This is a genomic window from Rhodococcus sp. NPDC056960 (genome assembly GCF_042674125.1).
In the GTDB taxonomy this organism is placed as follows: domain Bacteria; phylum Actinomycetota; class Actinomycetes; order Mycobacteriales; family Mycobacteriaceae; genus Rhodococcus_F.
This window is the reverse complement of the sequence record NZ_JBHURF010000026.1, coordinates 77,881-92,532: the sequence shown is the minus strand read 5'-3', so window position 1 is coordinate 92,532 and position 14,652 is coordinate 77,881. Positions and strand designations below refer to the sequence as shown.

Genomic DNA, 14,652 nt, shown 5'->3' with positions numbered 1-14,652 from the left:
GCGACTTGATGTAGTCAAGCAACGCGCCGTATCCGGCGGGCTCGATCTCGTCTGCTCGGCGGAGAAGACCACCACAAAGAAGCTGCCGCGAAGACAGCCGCCGACAACACAGCCACGAAGACGTTAGCTGTGAAGGAGGTTGTCGCGGAGATGGCGGCTGCGGCGAAGTCGACGACCAGGAGATTCGTGAGTGGGCGATCGGGGAGGGCCACGCAGTGGCCTCCCGCGGTCGGATTCCGGCCGAAATCGTGCAAGCCTTCTATGGCGTTCAGGCAAACGAAGGTCAGGCAAAGGTAAGAACGACGCCGGCGAAGAAGACGGCCGTAAAGAAGGCAGCCGCGGAGAAGGCGACTACGAGCAAGGTGAGGAGGACGACCAAGGGCCGCGCAGTGTCGTCCGTGGTCGGACCCAGCCGAGTTCGAGCGGTCCTTCTGCAACGCCAGACGAAGATGCCGGTCGCGTGAGTCGCCCGCCTGCCTGATGGAACCTGCGGATATCCGGTGTTGTGGGCGAGCGTATTCACGCGTCCGTCGGGTTCCATATTGATCTTGTATCGGAAGCCACGGGTGTCGAAGGTGGCGGTTTGAGTGCTATGGACTTGAGGGGTGCCGGAAACGAACGACGTGGTATCACTGGGGTGGGAAGCTCCATGAGCGTCCCGGGGTGCGATCGTTCCTGGCCTCGTCTGCCACGATCACGGAGTAACTGTTCAGAAGCCCGAGTCGTCGGCTCGGATCCTCGAGAATTGTCCGCCTTAGAAGGTTCGGGGAGGTCCGAAGCATCGGTAGGGATGTTGTCAGGCGAAGTCTCGGCAGATCAGTTGTGCACTGTCGGCCACTCGGTTACGGTAGCGGACGAAAAAGCAGGTGGTGCAGGTGAATTAGTCGGATTGTCTGGAGATGACGCGGACGGTGAAGTCTTCGCTGGGAAGGTCGGCGACGGGGCAATTCGAAGAATTCGGCGATGTAGGTGTTGTCGACGTCCACGGCGGGGGACTGGGATCCTTTCCGGTTGGCCGTCAGTTGTTCGGGGGACATGTCCGTCAACTTGTCGGATTCGGTGACTCGGGGTGCGTCGTAGTCGGTGGCCATGCCTGTCCGTTCCTCGTACTTGAGGTGAATGTCTGCGTGTTCGGACTCTCAGATCGGAGGGTGTGCCGGTGCGACACGTCCGCGGCAGGGTTGCGTGGCCGCTCCTTCCGCGGCCGAAAGACGTCGCGCTTGGCCCGGATCCGATCTCCGTGGATGTCGGGGCCGAGTAGAAGTGGGTTCAGAGGTTCGAGAGGCGGCAAGGACGGTCCCGCAGGTCGGCGGAGCGGGTCCGGTGGCCGGTGTGCTGGCTGGGGTTCGTGTGTCCGAGGTCGGCGAGCAGGATATCGGCGTCGGTCACCGTGATAGATTCGAGGTCGATGCGGGTGCGCAGCAGATAACTACGGCGGTGCGCCTGTGCACCACTGCTCACGGGCGTCGAGGAGCTCGGCGAAATTGGTTATCCTCAAGTAGATTCGCCTCGGTCGGGATGAGATCGGTCTTCGCAATCTTGACCGTGTGCTCGGAGCCGCCCTTCGATTCCGAGTCGAACGGTTCATAGGTGTGTCACGACGCAGCCGTAATGCTTTCCTGCGGAGACGATGTCGGGGTGGCGGACGGGGATGCCGGCGATCCGTTCTATTGTGACGGTTCGGGGATTGTCGGTCAGCAGATACGTCGGTGCCCCACCAATGCGCCGCGCACACTGGGTCAGGTCGTAGGCCTGCAAGATCTCCATCCCTCCCTGGCACACTTGGTCATGGGGGTTCCTTCGGTCGGTTGGTTTGCGCGGCAAACCAAGCCAACTCGGGCGAAGGAACCCCGTCCTGTATTTACTCCAGCGTGTCAATCAGCTGTTTCGTGACCGCCGAGCCGGAATTCTCGTGTCCGCCCAACCGGAGCGAACTGACCGCCTACAAGGAGTCTGACGTGTCCGTTGGCGCGGGGTCCTCCGGCCGCTTGGAAGGGAGATTTGCCGAGCGGTGATCCCGCATGCTTGGCAGTGCTGCTTTGTTCATTTGCGCGGCGTGGTGCACCTTTTTGCCGAAGAGGCGCTGGACCTGCGCGGCTTGCCTTTTGCCGACAACTCGGCATCGAACAGCAGCGCGGTTGCCGGTGGCCGGACCGGACTCGAGGGAAGGGAATGCCGCTAGCGTGGTTTACCCGCGTAGGCCGCGATGTCTGAGCATGCGCAAACGCCGCGCCAGGCGACAGAAATTACTCGCCCGCCGTACTCGCCCGGGTGGCTTTGTCGCCGTAGAGTTTGGCCTCCTCACACGAAAGTCCATCGTCCGTCAGGATCATGTCGACTTCGTCTATGGCCGCAACTTTGGCGAGGGTGCGGTGTCCGAACTTTGAACTATCCGCGACGACGATCGTCTGGGTCGCTGCCGCTATGATTGCCCGCTTGAGTGGAACTTCGAGGGTGTTGGTGTTGGTGATGCCAGCCTTAGGATCGAGGGCGTCGGCGCCGAGAAAGGCCCAGTCGGCGGAGTAGTCGGACAGGAAGTCGACGGCGCGTTCACCGACGAGTGTGAAGACGGATCCGAGGAGCTCGCCGCCGGTCACCAGCAGTCGGACGCCGGGGATGGTGGCCACGTATTTTCCGATGCGGAGGTCGTTGGTGATGATCGTCAGATCCGCCTTGTGGCGCAGTGCGAGTGCGACCTGATAGGTGGTCGACCCGCTGTCGAGAATGACGGTTTGTCCATCCATCACCTCTCGTGCTGCAACAAGTGCGATCGCGACCTTTTCTTGTTGCCGTTCGGTCTGCTTGACCGCATAGGGTATTTCGGATGACGCGTCTGTGACTGGGCGTGCTCCTCCGTGGGTCCGTTCGGCTTGGCCGGAGCGCACGAGTGTGTCGAGATCGCGCCGGATCGTGGAGGAGTCCACACCGAGCTCGCGTGAGAGTACCTTGGCCTCGACGTAGCCGTCGATGTGGAGGCGTTGGAGTATCTGACCCCGTCGTTCGGTGGCGGACACCATTCTCTCCTCGTCAATCGGTGCTTCGAACCCTGTCGGGGGATTCTAGCGATCGATGCGCGGTTATTGACAGTTCAGCTGGCCGAACGGCATCATTGTGTGCACTCAGTGCGCGAAATCGTGCAGCGCGGATTTGTGTCCCGTTCCGATCGCTAAGCAATTGTCGAGGAGCTCCCCATGCAATTGGGTTTGATAGGTCTGGGACGGATGGACGGGACCATGCGTGAGCGTGTTCGTGCTGCGGGCCATGAGGTCGTCGGGTACGACTGCGAACCGTCAGCTCGGGATGTCGGTTCATTGGCGGAGATGGTCACTCGCCCGAGTGTTCCTCAGGTATGTGGGTGATGGTGCCGGCCGGCGAGCCGACTCGTTCGGTGATCAGCGAACTCAGATATCTACTGGCGGCCGGGGACCTCGTGATCGAAGGCGGGAATTCCCGGTTCTCCGACGACGAGAGCCATTCCGCGTCGCTAGGCAAGCGGGGGTCGGCTTATTGGACTGCGGCGGCGTGTCGGGCGGTGTGAGGGGCCTGACGGAAGGCTACGGGCTGATGGTCGGCGGCGACGAGGTTGATGTGGCGCGTGCGATGCCGATCTTCGATGCCTCCGACCGGCTGGGAATCGGGAGGAGAGCTTTGTGCACGCGGGTCCGGTCGGGGCCGGTCATTACGCGAAGATGGTGCACAACAGTATCGAGTACGGGTTGAAGCAGGCCTACGCGGAGGGTTACGAACTCTTGGCGGCCGAACCCCGGATCACCGCTCCCGACAATGTGATGCGGGCGTGGCAGCGGGGCACGGTGGTGATTTCCTGGCTACTCGAACTCCTGGTGAAGGCACTCCGGCACGATCCAGGATTGAACTCGATGTCCGGGTATACCGAGGACTCAGGGGAGGGTCGCTGGACCGTGGAGGAAGCCATCACGCATGCGGTGCCGGTGCCGGTGATCTCGGCGGCGTTGTTCGCGCGATTCTCCTCTCGACAGCGCGATTCGCCGACGATGAAGGCGGTGTCGGCGCTGCGCAAACAGTTCGGTGGACATCAGGTTCGGAGAATGGAAGCGGTGAAGTAGTGATCAAGTTCGGTTATAAGGCGTCTGCGGAGCAGTTCGGTCCGCGGGAGTTGGTGGAGCTGGGTGTTCTGGCGGAGGCGCACGGGATGGATTCGGCGACGGTGTCGGATCATTTCCAGCCGTGGCGGCACGAGGGTGGTCATGCGCCGTTCTCGCTGGCGTGGATGACGGCGGTCGGTGAGCGGACGGAGCGGTTGCAGTTGGGGACGTCGGTGATGACGCCGACGTTCCGGTACAACCCGGCGGTGGTGGCGCAGGCGTTCGCGACGATGGGGTGTCTGTATCCGGGGCGGATCATGCTGGGTGTGGGGACCGGTGAGGCGCTCAACGAGATCGCGACGGGGTATGCGGGGGAGTGGCCGGAGTTCAAGGAGCGGTTCGCGCGGCTGCGGGAGTCGGTGCGGTTGATGCGGGAGCTGTGGCTCGGTGACCGGGTCGATTTCGAGGGCGAGTACTTCCGGGCGAAGGGGGCGTCGATCTACGACGTGCCCGAGGGTGGGATTCCGGTGTACATCGCGGCGGGTGGTCCGGTGGTGGCCCGGTACGCCGGTCGCAGTGGTGACGGGTTCATCTGCACGTCGGGTAAGGGCATGGAGCTGTATACGGAGAAGTTGATGCCGGCGGTGGCGGAGGGTGCGGCGAAGGCGGAGCGGGATGTGGCGGAGATCGACAGGATGATCGAGATCAAGATTTCGTATGACACGGATCCGGAGTTGGCGCTGGAGAACACCCGGTTCTGGGCGCCGTTGTCGTTGACGGCGGAGCAGAAGCATTCGATCGAGATGGAGAAGGCGGCGGATGCGTTGCCGATCGAGCAGGTCGCGAAGCGGTGGATCGTGGCGTCGGATCCCGATGAGGCGGTGGCGCAGATCAAGCCGTACCTCGATGCCGGGTTGAACCACCTCGTGTTCCATGCGCCGGGGCACGATCAGAAGCGGTTCCTGGAGTTGTTCGAGAAGGACCTCGCTCCCCGATTGCGGGCCCTGGCATGAGTGGCATGAACCGCGCGGAGGTCGCCGGCACCTCGTTGTGGGAGAAACTCGCCGACCACCAAAAAACCGTTGCGCCGCTGCATCTGCGGGAGATATTCTCTACCCATCCGGACCGGGGCCGGGATCTGACGGTCACCGCCGCCGATCTCTACATCGACTACAGCAAGCACCGCGTCACCCGCGAAACCCTCGGGCTGTTGCTGGATTTGGCTCGGGCCGCGGGCGTGGAGGAACACCGGGACGCAATGTTCTCGGGCGCGCACATCAACACCTCCGAAGATCGCGCGGTGCTGCACACCGCCCTGCGGATGCCGCCCGGCGGTGAGCTGATCGTGCACGGCCAGGATGTGGCCGCGGACGTGCACGCGGTGCTCGATCGAATGGAGAAGTTCACCGACCGGGTGCGGTCCGGTGAGTGGCGCGGTGCCACCGGGAAACCCATCCGCACCGTCGTGAACATCGGCATCGGCGGCTCCGACCTCGGTCCCGCGATGGTCTATCGCGCCCTGCGGCACTACGCGGACGGACCGCAGGTGCGGTTCGTGTCGAATCTCGACCCCACCGACCTGCTGTCCACGCTCTCGGACCTCGACCCGGCGACCACGCTGTTCGTGGTGGTGTCCAAGACGTTCTCCACTTTGGAGACGATGACCAACGCGCAGGCGGCCCGCCGCTGGGTCACCGACGCGCTGGGGGATGCCGCGGTGCCGCAGCATTTCGCTGCCGTCTCCACCGACACGGAGCGGGTGGCGGCGTTCGGGATCGCCCCGGATAGCGTGTTCAGGTTCTGGGATTGGGTCGGGGGTCGATATTCTGTGAGCTCGGCTGTCGGCCTCGCGGTGATGGCCGCGATCGGGCGGGATGGGTTCGCCGAGTTCCTGGGTGGGTTCCGGAAGGTGGATGAGCACTTCCAAACCGCTCCGCTCGAGACTAACGCGCCGGTTCTGCTGGGCTTGCTCGGGGTCTGGTATGCGAGTTTTTTCGGCGCCGATTCTCGCGCGGTGCTGCCCTATGCGCACGATCTCGGACGGTTCCCGGCGTATCTGCAGCAGTTGACGATGGAGTCGAACGGCAAGTCGGTGCGGGCGGACGGCAGTCCGGTGGCGGTGGCGACCGGAGAGGTGTTCTGGGGTGAGCCTGGTACGAATGGTCAGCACGCGTTCCATCAGCTGCTCCATCAGGGCACCCGGTTGATTCCGGTAGATTTCCTGGGCTTCGCCCAGCCGATCGAGGATCTACCTTCCCTAGACGGGGTGGGGTCGATGCACTCGGTGCTGATGGCGAACCTGTTCGCCCAATCTCGGGTGCTCGCGTTCGGCAAGACCGCCGGCGAGATCGCTGCCGAGGGCACCGAGACAGAGCTGGTCGCGCACAAGGTGATGCCCGGCAACCGGCCCTCCACCACGATCCTCGGTACGAGGCTCACACCGTCCACGCTGGGCCAATTGATCGCACTCTATGAGCACCAGGTATTCGTCCAGGGCGTCGTGTGGGGCATCGACTCGTTCGACCAGTGGGGAGTCGAGCTCGGCAAGACATCGGCAATGGAACTGGGACCGGCGCTGTGGGATCGCGACGGTCCCGCTCCGGCCGGGGACAGTTCCACCGACGGATTGATCCGCGAGTACCGCAGAGCACGGGACGCACGGTAATGCCCGCGTTGATGTTGAAACTTCCGTCACCGGTCGCCGAGTCCTGGGATTGGCAACTGGCCGCGGCATGCCGGGATGCCGATCCGGCGGTGTTCTTCTACCTCGACAATGAACGAGGCGAGCCCCGAGCAGATAGAGTACGCGCGGCCAAGAAGGTCTGCCTGCGTTGCCCTGTGCGGGCCCAGTGTCTGAACTACGCATTCGAAGCACGCGAAACCCATGGCATCTGGGGCGGTTACACCGGGGACGAGCGAAGGAAACTTCGACGTTTGCGTGAGTCGGAAAGCTCATCAACGTCCACCCCACGAGGAGACGACGCCGACAGTAGGACCTCATGGGACTCTGTTCTTCCTGCACAGTAGAACTCAGTAGCGACGTCGCACACCGGGCAAGGCATGCGCAGCGCGGTTCTCCGGCTGCTGAAAGTCGTCGGGCTCAGGCACCTTTAGGTGCAACATCGCCGCGTCCAACCCGATCGGTACTTCGCTCGGGAACCAGCCGTAGACAGGACACCTTGTGACTGAACGCTCAATGCCCGCACCCGACCCGACTCCGTCCGCGATGCGGCGGGTGCTGCGCCGTGCCCGCGACGGTGCGACGGTGAACGTGGACGAGGCGGCGGTGCTGCTGCAGGCCCGCGGCGAGGACCTGGCCGATCTGTGTTCGTCGGCGGCGAAGGTGCGCGATGCCGGGTTGCTGGCGGCGGGCAGACCGAAGGCCGTCACGTATTCGCGGAAGGTGTTCATCCCGCTGACCCGGTTGTGCCGGGACAAGTGCCACTACTGCACGTTCGTGACGGTGCCCGGCAAGTTGCGGGCCGAGGGACGCGGCGCGTATCTCGAACCCGACGAGGTCCTCGAGATCGCCCGGCAGGGCGCCGAATTGGGCTGCAAGGAAGCCCTGTTCACATTGGGCGACCGTCCCGAGGACCGGTGGCCGGAGGCGAAGCAGTGGCTCGACGAGCGCGGCTACGACTCCACCTTGGACTACCTGCGGGCGATGTCGATCCGGGTGCTCGAGGAGACCGGGCTGCTGCCGCACCTGAACCCGGGGGTGCTGAGCTGGGAGGAGATCTCCCGACTCAAGCCGGTCGCCCCGTCGATGGGCATGATGCTCGAAACCACCTCCACCCGGTTGTTCACCGACAAGGGGCAGTGCCACTACGGCAGCCCGGACAAGGATCCGGCGGTGCGGTTGCGGACCCTGACCGACGCGGGCCGGCTCAGTGTGCCGTTCACCACCGGCATCCTGGTCGGGATCGGGGAGACCGTGCGCGAGCGGGCCGAGTCGATTCTGGCGATCCGCAAGTCCCACAAGGCGTTCGGGCACGTTCAGGAGGTGATCGTGCAGAACTTCTTGGCCAAGCCGGACACCGCGATGCGCGACACCCCGGACGCGGGCCTGGAGGAGTTCCTGGCGGCGATCGCGGTGTCCCGGTTGCTGCTGGGCCCGGGGATGCGGATCCAGTCGCCGCCGAACCTGGTCTCGACCACCGAGTGCGCCGCGTTGTTGGGGGCCGGGGTCGACGACTGGGGTGGGGTGTCACCGCTGACGCCGGATCATGTGAACCCGGAGCGGCCGTGGCCGAACCTGGACACCCTCGCCGAAATCACCGCGGCCGCCGGGTTCGTCCTGACCGAGCGGACGGCGGCGCAGCCGCAGTTCGTGCTGGCCGGTGCGCCGTGGATCGATCCGCGGATCACCGGGCACGTGCAGGCCCTCGCCGACCCGAGCACCGGGCTGGCGCGACAGGATGTGACACCGGTGGGGTTGCCGTGGCAGGAGCCGGACGAGTCGTGGGAGTCGGCGGGGCGGGTGGACCTGCACACCGAGATCGACACCGCCGGCCGTCACACCGACACCCGCAGCGATCTGGGCAGTGCGTTCGGGGACTGGGACACCGTCCGCGAACAGGTGCTCGAACTCAGTGGCCCGGTGCGGGTGGACACCGATGTGCTGGCGGCGCTGCGGGCCGCGGAACGGGATCCGGCCGGGTTGTCGGACGACGAGTATCTGGCGTTGGCGACCGCGGACGGTGCGGGGCTGGAGGCGGTGGTGGCGTTGGCCGATGCGCTGCGCGTCGATGCGGTCGGGGACGAGGTGACGTATGTGGTGAACCGGAACATCAATTTCACCAACATTTGCTACACCGGCTGCCGGTTCTGTGCGTTCGCGCAGCGCAAGGGGGATGCGGATGCGTTCACCCTGTCCACCGACCAGGTCGCGGACCGGGCGTGGGAGGCGCACGTGGCGGGGGCGACGGAGGTGTGCATGCAGGGCGGTATCGATCCGGAACTCCCGGTGGCCGGGTATGCGGATCTGGTGCGCGCGGTGAAGGCGCGGGTGCCGTCGATGCACGTGCACGCGTTCAGCCCGATGGAGATCGTCAACGGCGCCTCCCGCGGCGGGCAGAGCATCCGGGACTGGCTGACGGAGCTGCGGGAGGCCGGGTTGGACACCATTCCCGGCACGGCCGCGGAAATCCTCGACGACGAGGTGCGGTGGGTGCTCACCAAGGGCAAACTGCCCACCGCCACCTGGATCGAGGTGGTGACCACGGCCCACGAGGTGGGGTTGCGGTCGAGTTCGACGATGATGTACGGGCATGTGGACAATCCGCGGCATTGGGTGGGGCATCTGCGGGTGTTGTCCGGGATTCAGGACCGGACCGGCGGCTTTACGGAGTTCGTGCCGTTGCCGTTCGTGCATCAGAGTGCGCCGCTGTATCTGGCGGGGGCGTCGCGGCCGGGCCCGACCAACCGGGACAATCGGGCGGTGCATGCGTTGGCGCGGATCATGTTGCACGGGCGGATCCCGAACATTCAGACCAGTTGGGTCAAGTTGGGGGTGACGGGTACGCAGGTGATGTTGCGGGGCGGGGCGAACGATCTCGGGGGGACGTTGATGGAGGAAACCATTTCCCGGATGGCCGGTTCCGAGCACGGCTCGGAGAAGACCGTCGAAGAGTTGCGGGCCATCGCCGAGGGCATCGGCCGCCCGGCCCGCGAACGCACCACCACCCACGCCCGCCCGCACACCCTCCCCGCGCTGTTATGACCGCGACCGGGGCCGGCCGCTACGCGGTGGTGGTGCCGATCAGATCGTTGAGGACGGCGAAGAGCCGGCTTCGGGTATCCGGCGCGATGCGTTCGCAGCTGGCGTTGGCGTTCTTCCTCGACACCATCGCCGCGCTCGAAGGCTGCACCGAGGTGGAGCGGATCGTGGTGGTCTCGCGCGACGCTACCATCCAGGCGTGGGTGCGGGGGCGGTGTGACATCGTTCCCGACGGTGAGACGGGTCTCCCTGCCGCGATAGACTGCGGTATCGAAAGGCTCCGAAGAATAAGACATTCCGGGCCGGTGGCCGTCGTCCTCCCGGACCTGCCCTATGCGACTGCTGACGCGGTCGACATGCTGTTCGACTCTGCACGCGAACACCTGCGGGCCTTCCTGGCTGACGCCACCGGCACGGGCACAACATGCGTGACAGCAGCATCGACCGACGCCGTGGTCCACCGTTTCGGTCCGAACTCGGCGAGCGCTCATGCCGAGGCCGGCCTCGCAGCACTCGATGCTCCAGTGCCCAACTTACGCAACGACGTAGACGAACTCGCCGATCTTCGCCGACCGCGAGCACACAGGGTCGGTGACGCCACCAGTATGGTCCTGAATCGCTGGCGAGTACCCGTTTAGCTTGGTTCAGTCCAGGGCGATTTCGCTGATGGCGATGCGCCCAGCCTTTTCGTCGACGATGGTGGTCGGCGGCGAAGGCAGCGGTCAGGCCGCCAGGCGCCGAGGGTGTGGATCAGCTGCATCCGGGTGGGATTGCGGATCTGATCACGCAATTCCTCGGGCGCGGAAGCGGTCTGCCACTTGATCATCTCGAGCGCGCGTCGGGCTCGCCGACGCGGCCCGCATCACCGAGGACGACCGCAGCCAACTCGATGCACTGCTCGCGCGCAGTCCCGCATTGGCCATCACCCGCCGCCTCGTACACGACTTCGCCGCGATCATGAACGAGCGCGAGGAAGCGACCTAACCGCAAGGATACGGCTGAATCTGCATCCGCATCCCGGCCGACAGTGGGCCGACGCGGCGGCAGGCACAGGGATCCGGAGAAACAGCGGCGCCGGCGGCGTGCCCCTAAATTACATGTACCCGCGCGGGGAAGGAGTGCGATCGCGGCCGCGAAATGAGCCTCCCGAACTCCGGCACCCCAGTACGAACCAGTCGGTACGGCAAGGCGCGGAAAATATATCGGGGCACCGTGTCGGCGACCGGGACAGTCTGCGAACGATCGCCGCGGTTGGACCGCGATCCCTTCCGGCCCGCACCCGCAGCCGGTCGCGCAGCGTGTCGAGGATGCGCTGCCAGACACCGCCACGGATCCTACGCACGAAGATCGCGTACACCGTCCCGAGCGGCGGAAACTCCGCCGGCAGCTGCCGCCACGCGATCCCACCCCGAACCAGGTACAGGATCGCATCCAATACGATCCGGCGGCAGTGCTTCTCGGGTCTGCCGCCGCGACCCGCGGTGTTGCCCGGCGGCGGCAGCGGCTGCAGGATCTCCCACTGGGCGTCGGTGACCGACGACGGGTACACAGCGCAACCGTGCCCGCCGATCGCGTCGGGCGGACACGACGGGCACGGTGAGATGGACGATGACGGCATGGGCGGGCTCCTCGGTTCGGCTGTGACTTCAACCTCACCAACCCAACCAGGAGCCCACTTCCATGCACTGACCACAGCAGAGGCACACCTCGGCGAGTCCTCAATCACGCACTCAGTCGATCCCATCCTGACACCGGTTGCCGTGGCAGGGGTTAGGCCGTGGTGGGGATGGTGATCTGCTCTCGGCCGTCGATGGCAGAGAGCAAAGCACTGAGATCCGACGTCCGTGTCGGCGACCCCTGGGAGTGTTCACCTCGGCGCCGGTCATGGTCATAGTCTCCTCTGCTCCTCGATTCAGTGCGTGGTCGCCGGCGCCCGCGCGGCGGCTCGGGCCGCAGCGAGAGCGAGCACGTCGCCAAGCACGCCGCGGGTGCGGCGACCTATCGGAGGACGTGCCGTCACCGCAGGTCTGATTAAAATTTCGGGACAGCGGGTGCCGGTCCGTGAAGGCACAGCCTCACCCCTCCATGTCCGCGCAGCCCGGAGATCTCAGCGCCGATTCCGACCCGGCGCTGCCGAACCTGGCCCTGGCCCTGGCCGACAGCTCGGTGGATCCGCACACCGTCACGGTCGCGGCGCGCACCGCAGCGGAGATCGAACTGCGTGTCGGTGTCTCGGAGCCGCGATCGCACTCGTCGTGATCATCGGACTCTGGACTGGTGTCGCCCTGGCCGTGTCCCGGGTCAACAAGCAGACGCGATGCCTCCGCATCTACGCGGCACGCAGTGGGATACGCGGCGAAGGGGCCCGGCTCGAGAAGATTGCCACCCAGCTCGATTCCCTCGACGCGGCGAATCTCGACCCGGTGCACTACGAAGCGGAATGGGGTCGCATCTACCGCCAGCTCACCGCATAACGACCGTGACCTGCCGAGTGCATCAGAATCCGGACGGCGTCCGAAACCTGTAGGGGGAAATCTATGATTTGGGCCAGAATCGCCGGATCGGCTGCAGTGCAACTAGTGATGTTGCCCTGGGTGGCGTTCTCGTTCGCCTCCCTGGCGAACGGTGTCGGTGACGCTCGGGGGTGGGGGTTATGGATATTCGCGGTGTTCTTCGGAGCCCCCACGACGCACACCTGGCGGTAGGCGGTGAAACGGTGGCGCCCCGGAGGGGTTCGCCCGGGACCGAGAGGATGAGCTAGGCATCCGTCAACGCCGCTGCGGAGCGAACAGCCCGCAGCTCTCGTCCCCGGCCCGGTACGGTACTTCGACCTTTCGGCAACACCTTTGGTCGTCCTGCTCGCGATAGTTGCCGAAAGGTCCGGTCCGGGGTTCTGTTGTTCCACGGTCTTCTGTCGGTTTCCAGATTTCGTGTCGTGACGTGTCAGTTTCCACATTTCATGTCGGTCGGGTCCCGATGCTCAGTTCAGGAGTGAGGCGAGTTCATGAGCTGAGCGAAACCCCGACTTTCGACGCACCGAGGAGGTTCTCTGCTGGTATTCGTATGTCGGTCGGCATCTTTCTCCTCTCGGTGAGCTCGGCGGGAGCGTCGGCGACGACGCCCCCGCGTGGCGGCGTCGATCAGACGCTCTCGGTCTCGAGAGCGACCTGGTGTGTGCCGGCGCGGCCGGGATCGGACTTGTCGAAGAACTGAGCTGATCGTTCACTGATCGCGGGGTTGTCGCCGCAGAGCGCGTACCCGAGTAGGGCTTCGAGTTTGAGTTGGTCGTCGAGCGGTCGGCCGATGACCTCGAAGATCGTTTCCTTGGCCGATTCCATGGCTTTCTGGTCGTTGCGCAGGATCTTGGCCACAAGATCGTTGGTCGCGGACTCGAGGTCGTCATGCGGAACGACCCGGGAGACCAGGTTGGCGCCCAGCGCGCGCTGGGCGTCGATCGGCTCACCGGTCAGTTCCATCTCGAGGGCGATTCCGACACCGGCGGTGTTGACCAGCCGCACGATGCCGCCGTCGGCGGGGTGCATGCCCCGGCGCAGTTCGAACGAGCCGAATTGGGCCTTGTCCGAGGCGATCCGGATGTCACAGGCGAGGGCGAGCTCGAGGCCTCCGCCGAGGACCCAGCCGTTGAGCGCGGCGACGATCGGCTTGTAGATGCGGTGCTGGCCGCGCGTGATACCCCCGGCGAAACCGTCGGGCAGCTTGTTGCGGGCCAGCATCGGTCCGCCGTCGCTCCACGTCGGCACGTGTGTCTTGAGATCGGCGCCGGCGCAGAAGGCGTCGCCGGTTCCGGTGAGCACCGCCACCCGCAGGTTGTCGTCGGCGGCGAAGTCCGCCCAGATCTCGCGGAGCAGTTCGTGGGTTTCGACGTCGATGGCGTTCTTGACCTCGGGGCGGTTGAGCCGGATGTGGGCGACGGGACCGCGCTTGTCGTAGACGACCTTGGACATGATGTTCTCCTTATCGGATTTAGGACGAGACCGCGGTGAGGATCTCGGGGGCCGTCGAGCGGTGGAATCCGTCGAACGGCTCGTTGTGGACGGCCGGCTGCAGTTGCCACCAGCCGCGGCGGGCGTTGGGGGCGCCGCCGTCGATGCGCAGGCAGGTACCGGTGACGAACCGGGCGGCCGGGGAGAGCAGGTACACGATGGCGGCCGACACCTCGGCCTCGGTACCGAAGCGCTGCAACGGAATACCGGGCGTTACCTCCTCCTGGATGAACTTGCGGTCCTTCTCGTCGTAGGTGTCCAGGCCGCTCGAGGCGATCGATCCGGGGGCGACGGTGTTGACCCGGACTCCCGCGGCCGCCCACTCGGTGGCGGCGCTCTCGCTGAGGGTGAACATGCCGCCACGTGCGGCGGCGGAGTGCGAGAAGTGGGGCCAGCCGTGCCAGATGTCGGCGATCATGTTCACGATCGACCCGCCGTGCTGGGCCATTGAGCGGTTGAACACTTCCCGCATGACGATGAAGCCGCCGGTCAGGTTGTTGCGTACGACGGCTTCGAAGCCCTTGGTGGAGATGTCCTGGAGCGGTGACCGGTACTGGCCGCCGGCGTTGTTGACCAGACCGTCGATGCGGCCACGGTCGGCGATGATGGCGTCGACGACCGCGCCGACGCCGTCCTCGTCGCGGATGTCGGTGACGTGCGTCGACACCGATCCCCCGTCGTCGGTGATCTCGGCGCGCACGTGGTCGAGCTTGTCCTGGTTGCGGCCGACGATGGCCACGTGTGCGCCGAGCGAGGCGAGTTCGTGCGCGGTGCAGCGGCCGATGCCGCTGCCCCCGCCGGTGACGACGACCGTCTGACCAGCGAACAGCCCTGGTGCATATACGGATCGATACGGCATGGTGAC

The 14,652-nt window shown here is 65.4% G+C and carries 14 protein-coding genes and 2 pseudogenes; 9 read left to right on the top strand and 7 right to left on the bottom strand.

Annotated features, from left to right (window positions below; all coding sequences use genetic code 11):
• Positions 1–44 precede the first annotated feature (44 nt).
• The gene (locus ACFTWF_RS33940) at positions 45–464 is read left to right on the top strand and encodes a histone-like nucleoid-structuring protein Lsr2 (RefSeq protein ID WP_378465498.1); all 420 of its coding nucleotides are present in this window, start codon (positions 45–47) and stop codon (positions 462–464) included.
• Between the two features lie 332 nt (positions 465–796).
• Here the strand turns inward: ACFTWF_RS33940 and ACFTWF_RS33935 are convergent.
• The 4 genes and pseudogenes from ACFTWF_RS33935 to ACFTWF_RS33920 form a co-directional block, all read right to left on the bottom strand.
• Positions 797–1,091, bottom strand: a pseudogene (locus ACFTWF_RS33935) (DUF4193 family protein).
• 178 nt (positions 1,092–1,269) lie between these two features.
• The gene (locus ACFTWF_RS33930; protein ID WP_378465462.1) at positions 1,270–1,461 is read right to left on the bottom strand and encodes a hypothetical protein; all 192 of its coding nucleotides are present in this window, start codon (positions 1,459–1,461) and stop codon (positions 1,270–1,272) included.
• Between the two features lie 123 nt (positions 1,462–1,584).
• Positions 1,585–1,767: a hypothetical protein gene (locus ACFTWF_RS33925; RefSeq protein WP_378465461.1), complete on the bottom strand. Its 183-nt coding sequence runs from the start codon at positions 1,765–1,767 to the stop codon at positions 1,585–1,587.
• A 479-nt stretch (positions 1,768–2,246) separates the two neighbouring features.
• A complete protein-coding gene (locus tag ACFTWF_RS33920; protein WP_378465460.1) occupies positions 2,247–3,017 on the bottom strand; it encodes a DeoR/GlpR family DNA-binding transcription regulator in 771 nt (256 codons plus the stop codon).
• Positions 3,018–3,191: 174 nt separating this feature from the next.
• Here ACFTWF_RS33920 and gnd point away from each other — a divergent pair.
• The 6 genes and pseudogenes from gnd to cofC all read left to right on the top strand — a co-directional run bounded on the left by gnd (position 3,192) and on the right by cofC (position 10,421).
• Positions 3,192–4,085 (top strand): annotated as a pseudogene (gene gnd, locus ACFTWF_RS33915) (phosphogluconate dehydrogenase (NAD(+)-dependent, decarboxylating)).
• The gene (gene fgd / locus ACFTWF_RS33910) at positions 4,085–5,077 is read left to right on the top strand and encodes a glucose-6-phosphate dehydrogenase (coenzyme-F420) (protein WP_378465459.1); all 993 of its coding nucleotides are present in this window, start codon (positions 4,085–4,087) and stop codon (positions 5,075–5,077) included. Before gnd ends, fgd begins: the two are co-directional and overlap by 1 nt.
• A 5-nt stretch (positions 5,078–5,082) precedes the next feature.
• Positions 5,083–6,729: a glucose-6-phosphate isomerase gene (pgi, locus tag ACFTWF_RS33905; RefSeq protein WP_378465458.1), complete on the top strand. Its 1,647-nt coding sequence runs from the start codon at positions 5,083–5,085 to the stop codon at positions 6,727–6,729.
• Positions 6,729–7,091, top strand: coding sequence for a WhiB family transcriptional regulator (locus ACFTWF_RS33900; protein ID WP_378465457.1), 363 nt, complete (start codon positions 6,729–6,731; stop codon positions 7,089–7,091). Before pgi ends, ACFTWF_RS33900 begins: the two co-directional genes overlap by 1 nt.
• 169 nt (positions 7,092–7,260) lie before the next feature.
• The gene (locus tag ACFTWF_RS33895) at positions 7,261–9,786 is read left to right on the top strand and encodes a bifunctional FO biosynthesis protein CofGH (RefSeq protein ID WP_378465497.1); all 2,526 of its coding nucleotides are present in this window, start codon (positions 7,261–7,263) and stop codon (positions 9,784–9,786) included.
• A 26-nt stretch (positions 9,787–9,812) separates the two neighbouring features.
• The gene (gene cofC / locus ACFTWF_RS33890) at positions 9,813–10,421 is read left to right on the top strand and encodes a 2-phospho-L-lactate guanylyltransferase (protein ID WP_378465456.1); all 609 of its coding nucleotides are present in this window, start codon (positions 9,813–9,815) and stop codon (positions 10,419–10,421) included.
• Between the two features lie 455 nt (positions 10,422–10,876).
• Here cofC and ACFTWF_RS33885 read toward each other — a convergent pair whose 3' ends face one another.
• Positions 10,877–11,401: a transposase gene (locus ACFTWF_RS33885; protein ID WP_378465455.1), complete on the bottom strand. Its 525-nt coding sequence runs from the start codon at positions 11,399–11,401 to the stop codon at positions 10,877–10,879.
• Positions 11,402–11,844: 443 nt separating this feature from the next.
• Here ACFTWF_RS33885 and ACFTWF_RS33880 point away from each other — a divergent pair, with 443 nt between their 5' ends.
• The gene (locus ACFTWF_RS33880) at positions 11,845–12,042 is read left to right on the top strand and encodes a hypothetical protein (RefSeq protein WP_378465454.1); all 198 of its coding nucleotides are present in this window, start codon (positions 11,845–11,847) and stop codon (positions 12,040–12,042) included.
• Complete coding sequence (locus ACFTWF_RS33875) at positions 12,039–12,257, top strand: hypothetical protein (protein ID WP_378465453.1); 219 nt, start codon at positions 12,039–12,041, stop codon at positions 12,255–12,257. The genes ACFTWF_RS33880 and ACFTWF_RS33875 overlap by 4 nt, the downstream gene beginning before the upstream one ends.
• Positions 12,258–12,923: 666 nt before the next feature.
• Here the strand turns inward: ACFTWF_RS33875 and ACFTWF_RS33870 are convergent.
• Both ACFTWF_RS33870 and ACFTWF_RS33865 read right to left on the bottom strand, forming a co-directional pair.
• Positions 12,924–13,748 (bottom strand): enoyl-CoA hydratase/isomerase family protein, encoded by an 825-nt coding sequence (locus ACFTWF_RS33870; protein WP_378465452.1) that lies wholly within the window; start codon positions 13,746–13,748, stop codon positions 12,924–12,926.
• Between the two features lie 19 nt (positions 13,749–13,767).
• Positions 13,768–14,646: an SDR family oxidoreductase gene (locus ACFTWF_RS33865; RefSeq protein WP_378465451.1), complete on the bottom strand. Its 879-nt coding sequence runs from the start codon at positions 14,644–14,646 to the stop codon at positions 13,768–13,770.
• Positions 14,647–14,652 lie beyond the last annotated feature (6 nt).

Coding starts and splice junctions, on each gene's coding strand:
- ACFTWF_RS33870 (WP_378465452.1), bottom strand. CDS start 13,748: ATGTCCAAGGTCGTCTACGACAAGCGCGGTCCCGTCGCCCACATCCGG.
- ACFTWF_RS33885 (WP_378465455.1), bottom strand. CDS start 11,401: ATGCCGTCATCGTCCATCTCACCGTGCCCGTCGTGTCCGCCCGACGCG.
- ACFTWF_RS33900 (WP_378465457.1), top strand. CDS start 6,729: ATGCCCGCGTTGATGTTGAAACTTCCGTCACCGGTCGCCGAGTCCTGG.
- ACFTWF_RS33865 (WP_378465451.1), bottom strand. CDS start 14,646: ATGCCGTATCGATCCGTATATGCACCAGGGCTGTTCGCTGGTCAGACG.
- ACFTWF_RS33895 (WP_378465497.1), top strand. CDS start 7,261: ATGCCCGCACCCGACCCGACTCCGTCCGCGATGCGGCGGGTGCTGCGC.
- ACFTWF_RS33920 (WP_378465460.1), bottom strand. CDS start 3,017: ATGGTGTCCGCCACCGAACGACGGGGTCAGATACTCCAACGCCTCCAC.
- pgi (WP_378465458.1), top strand. CDS start 5,083: ATGAACCGCGCGGAGGTCGCCGGCACCTCGTTGTGGGAGAAACTCGCC.
- ACFTWF_RS33925 (WP_378465461.1), bottom strand. CDS start 1,767: ATGGAGATCTTGCAGGCCTACGACCTGACCCAGTGTGCGCGGCGCATT.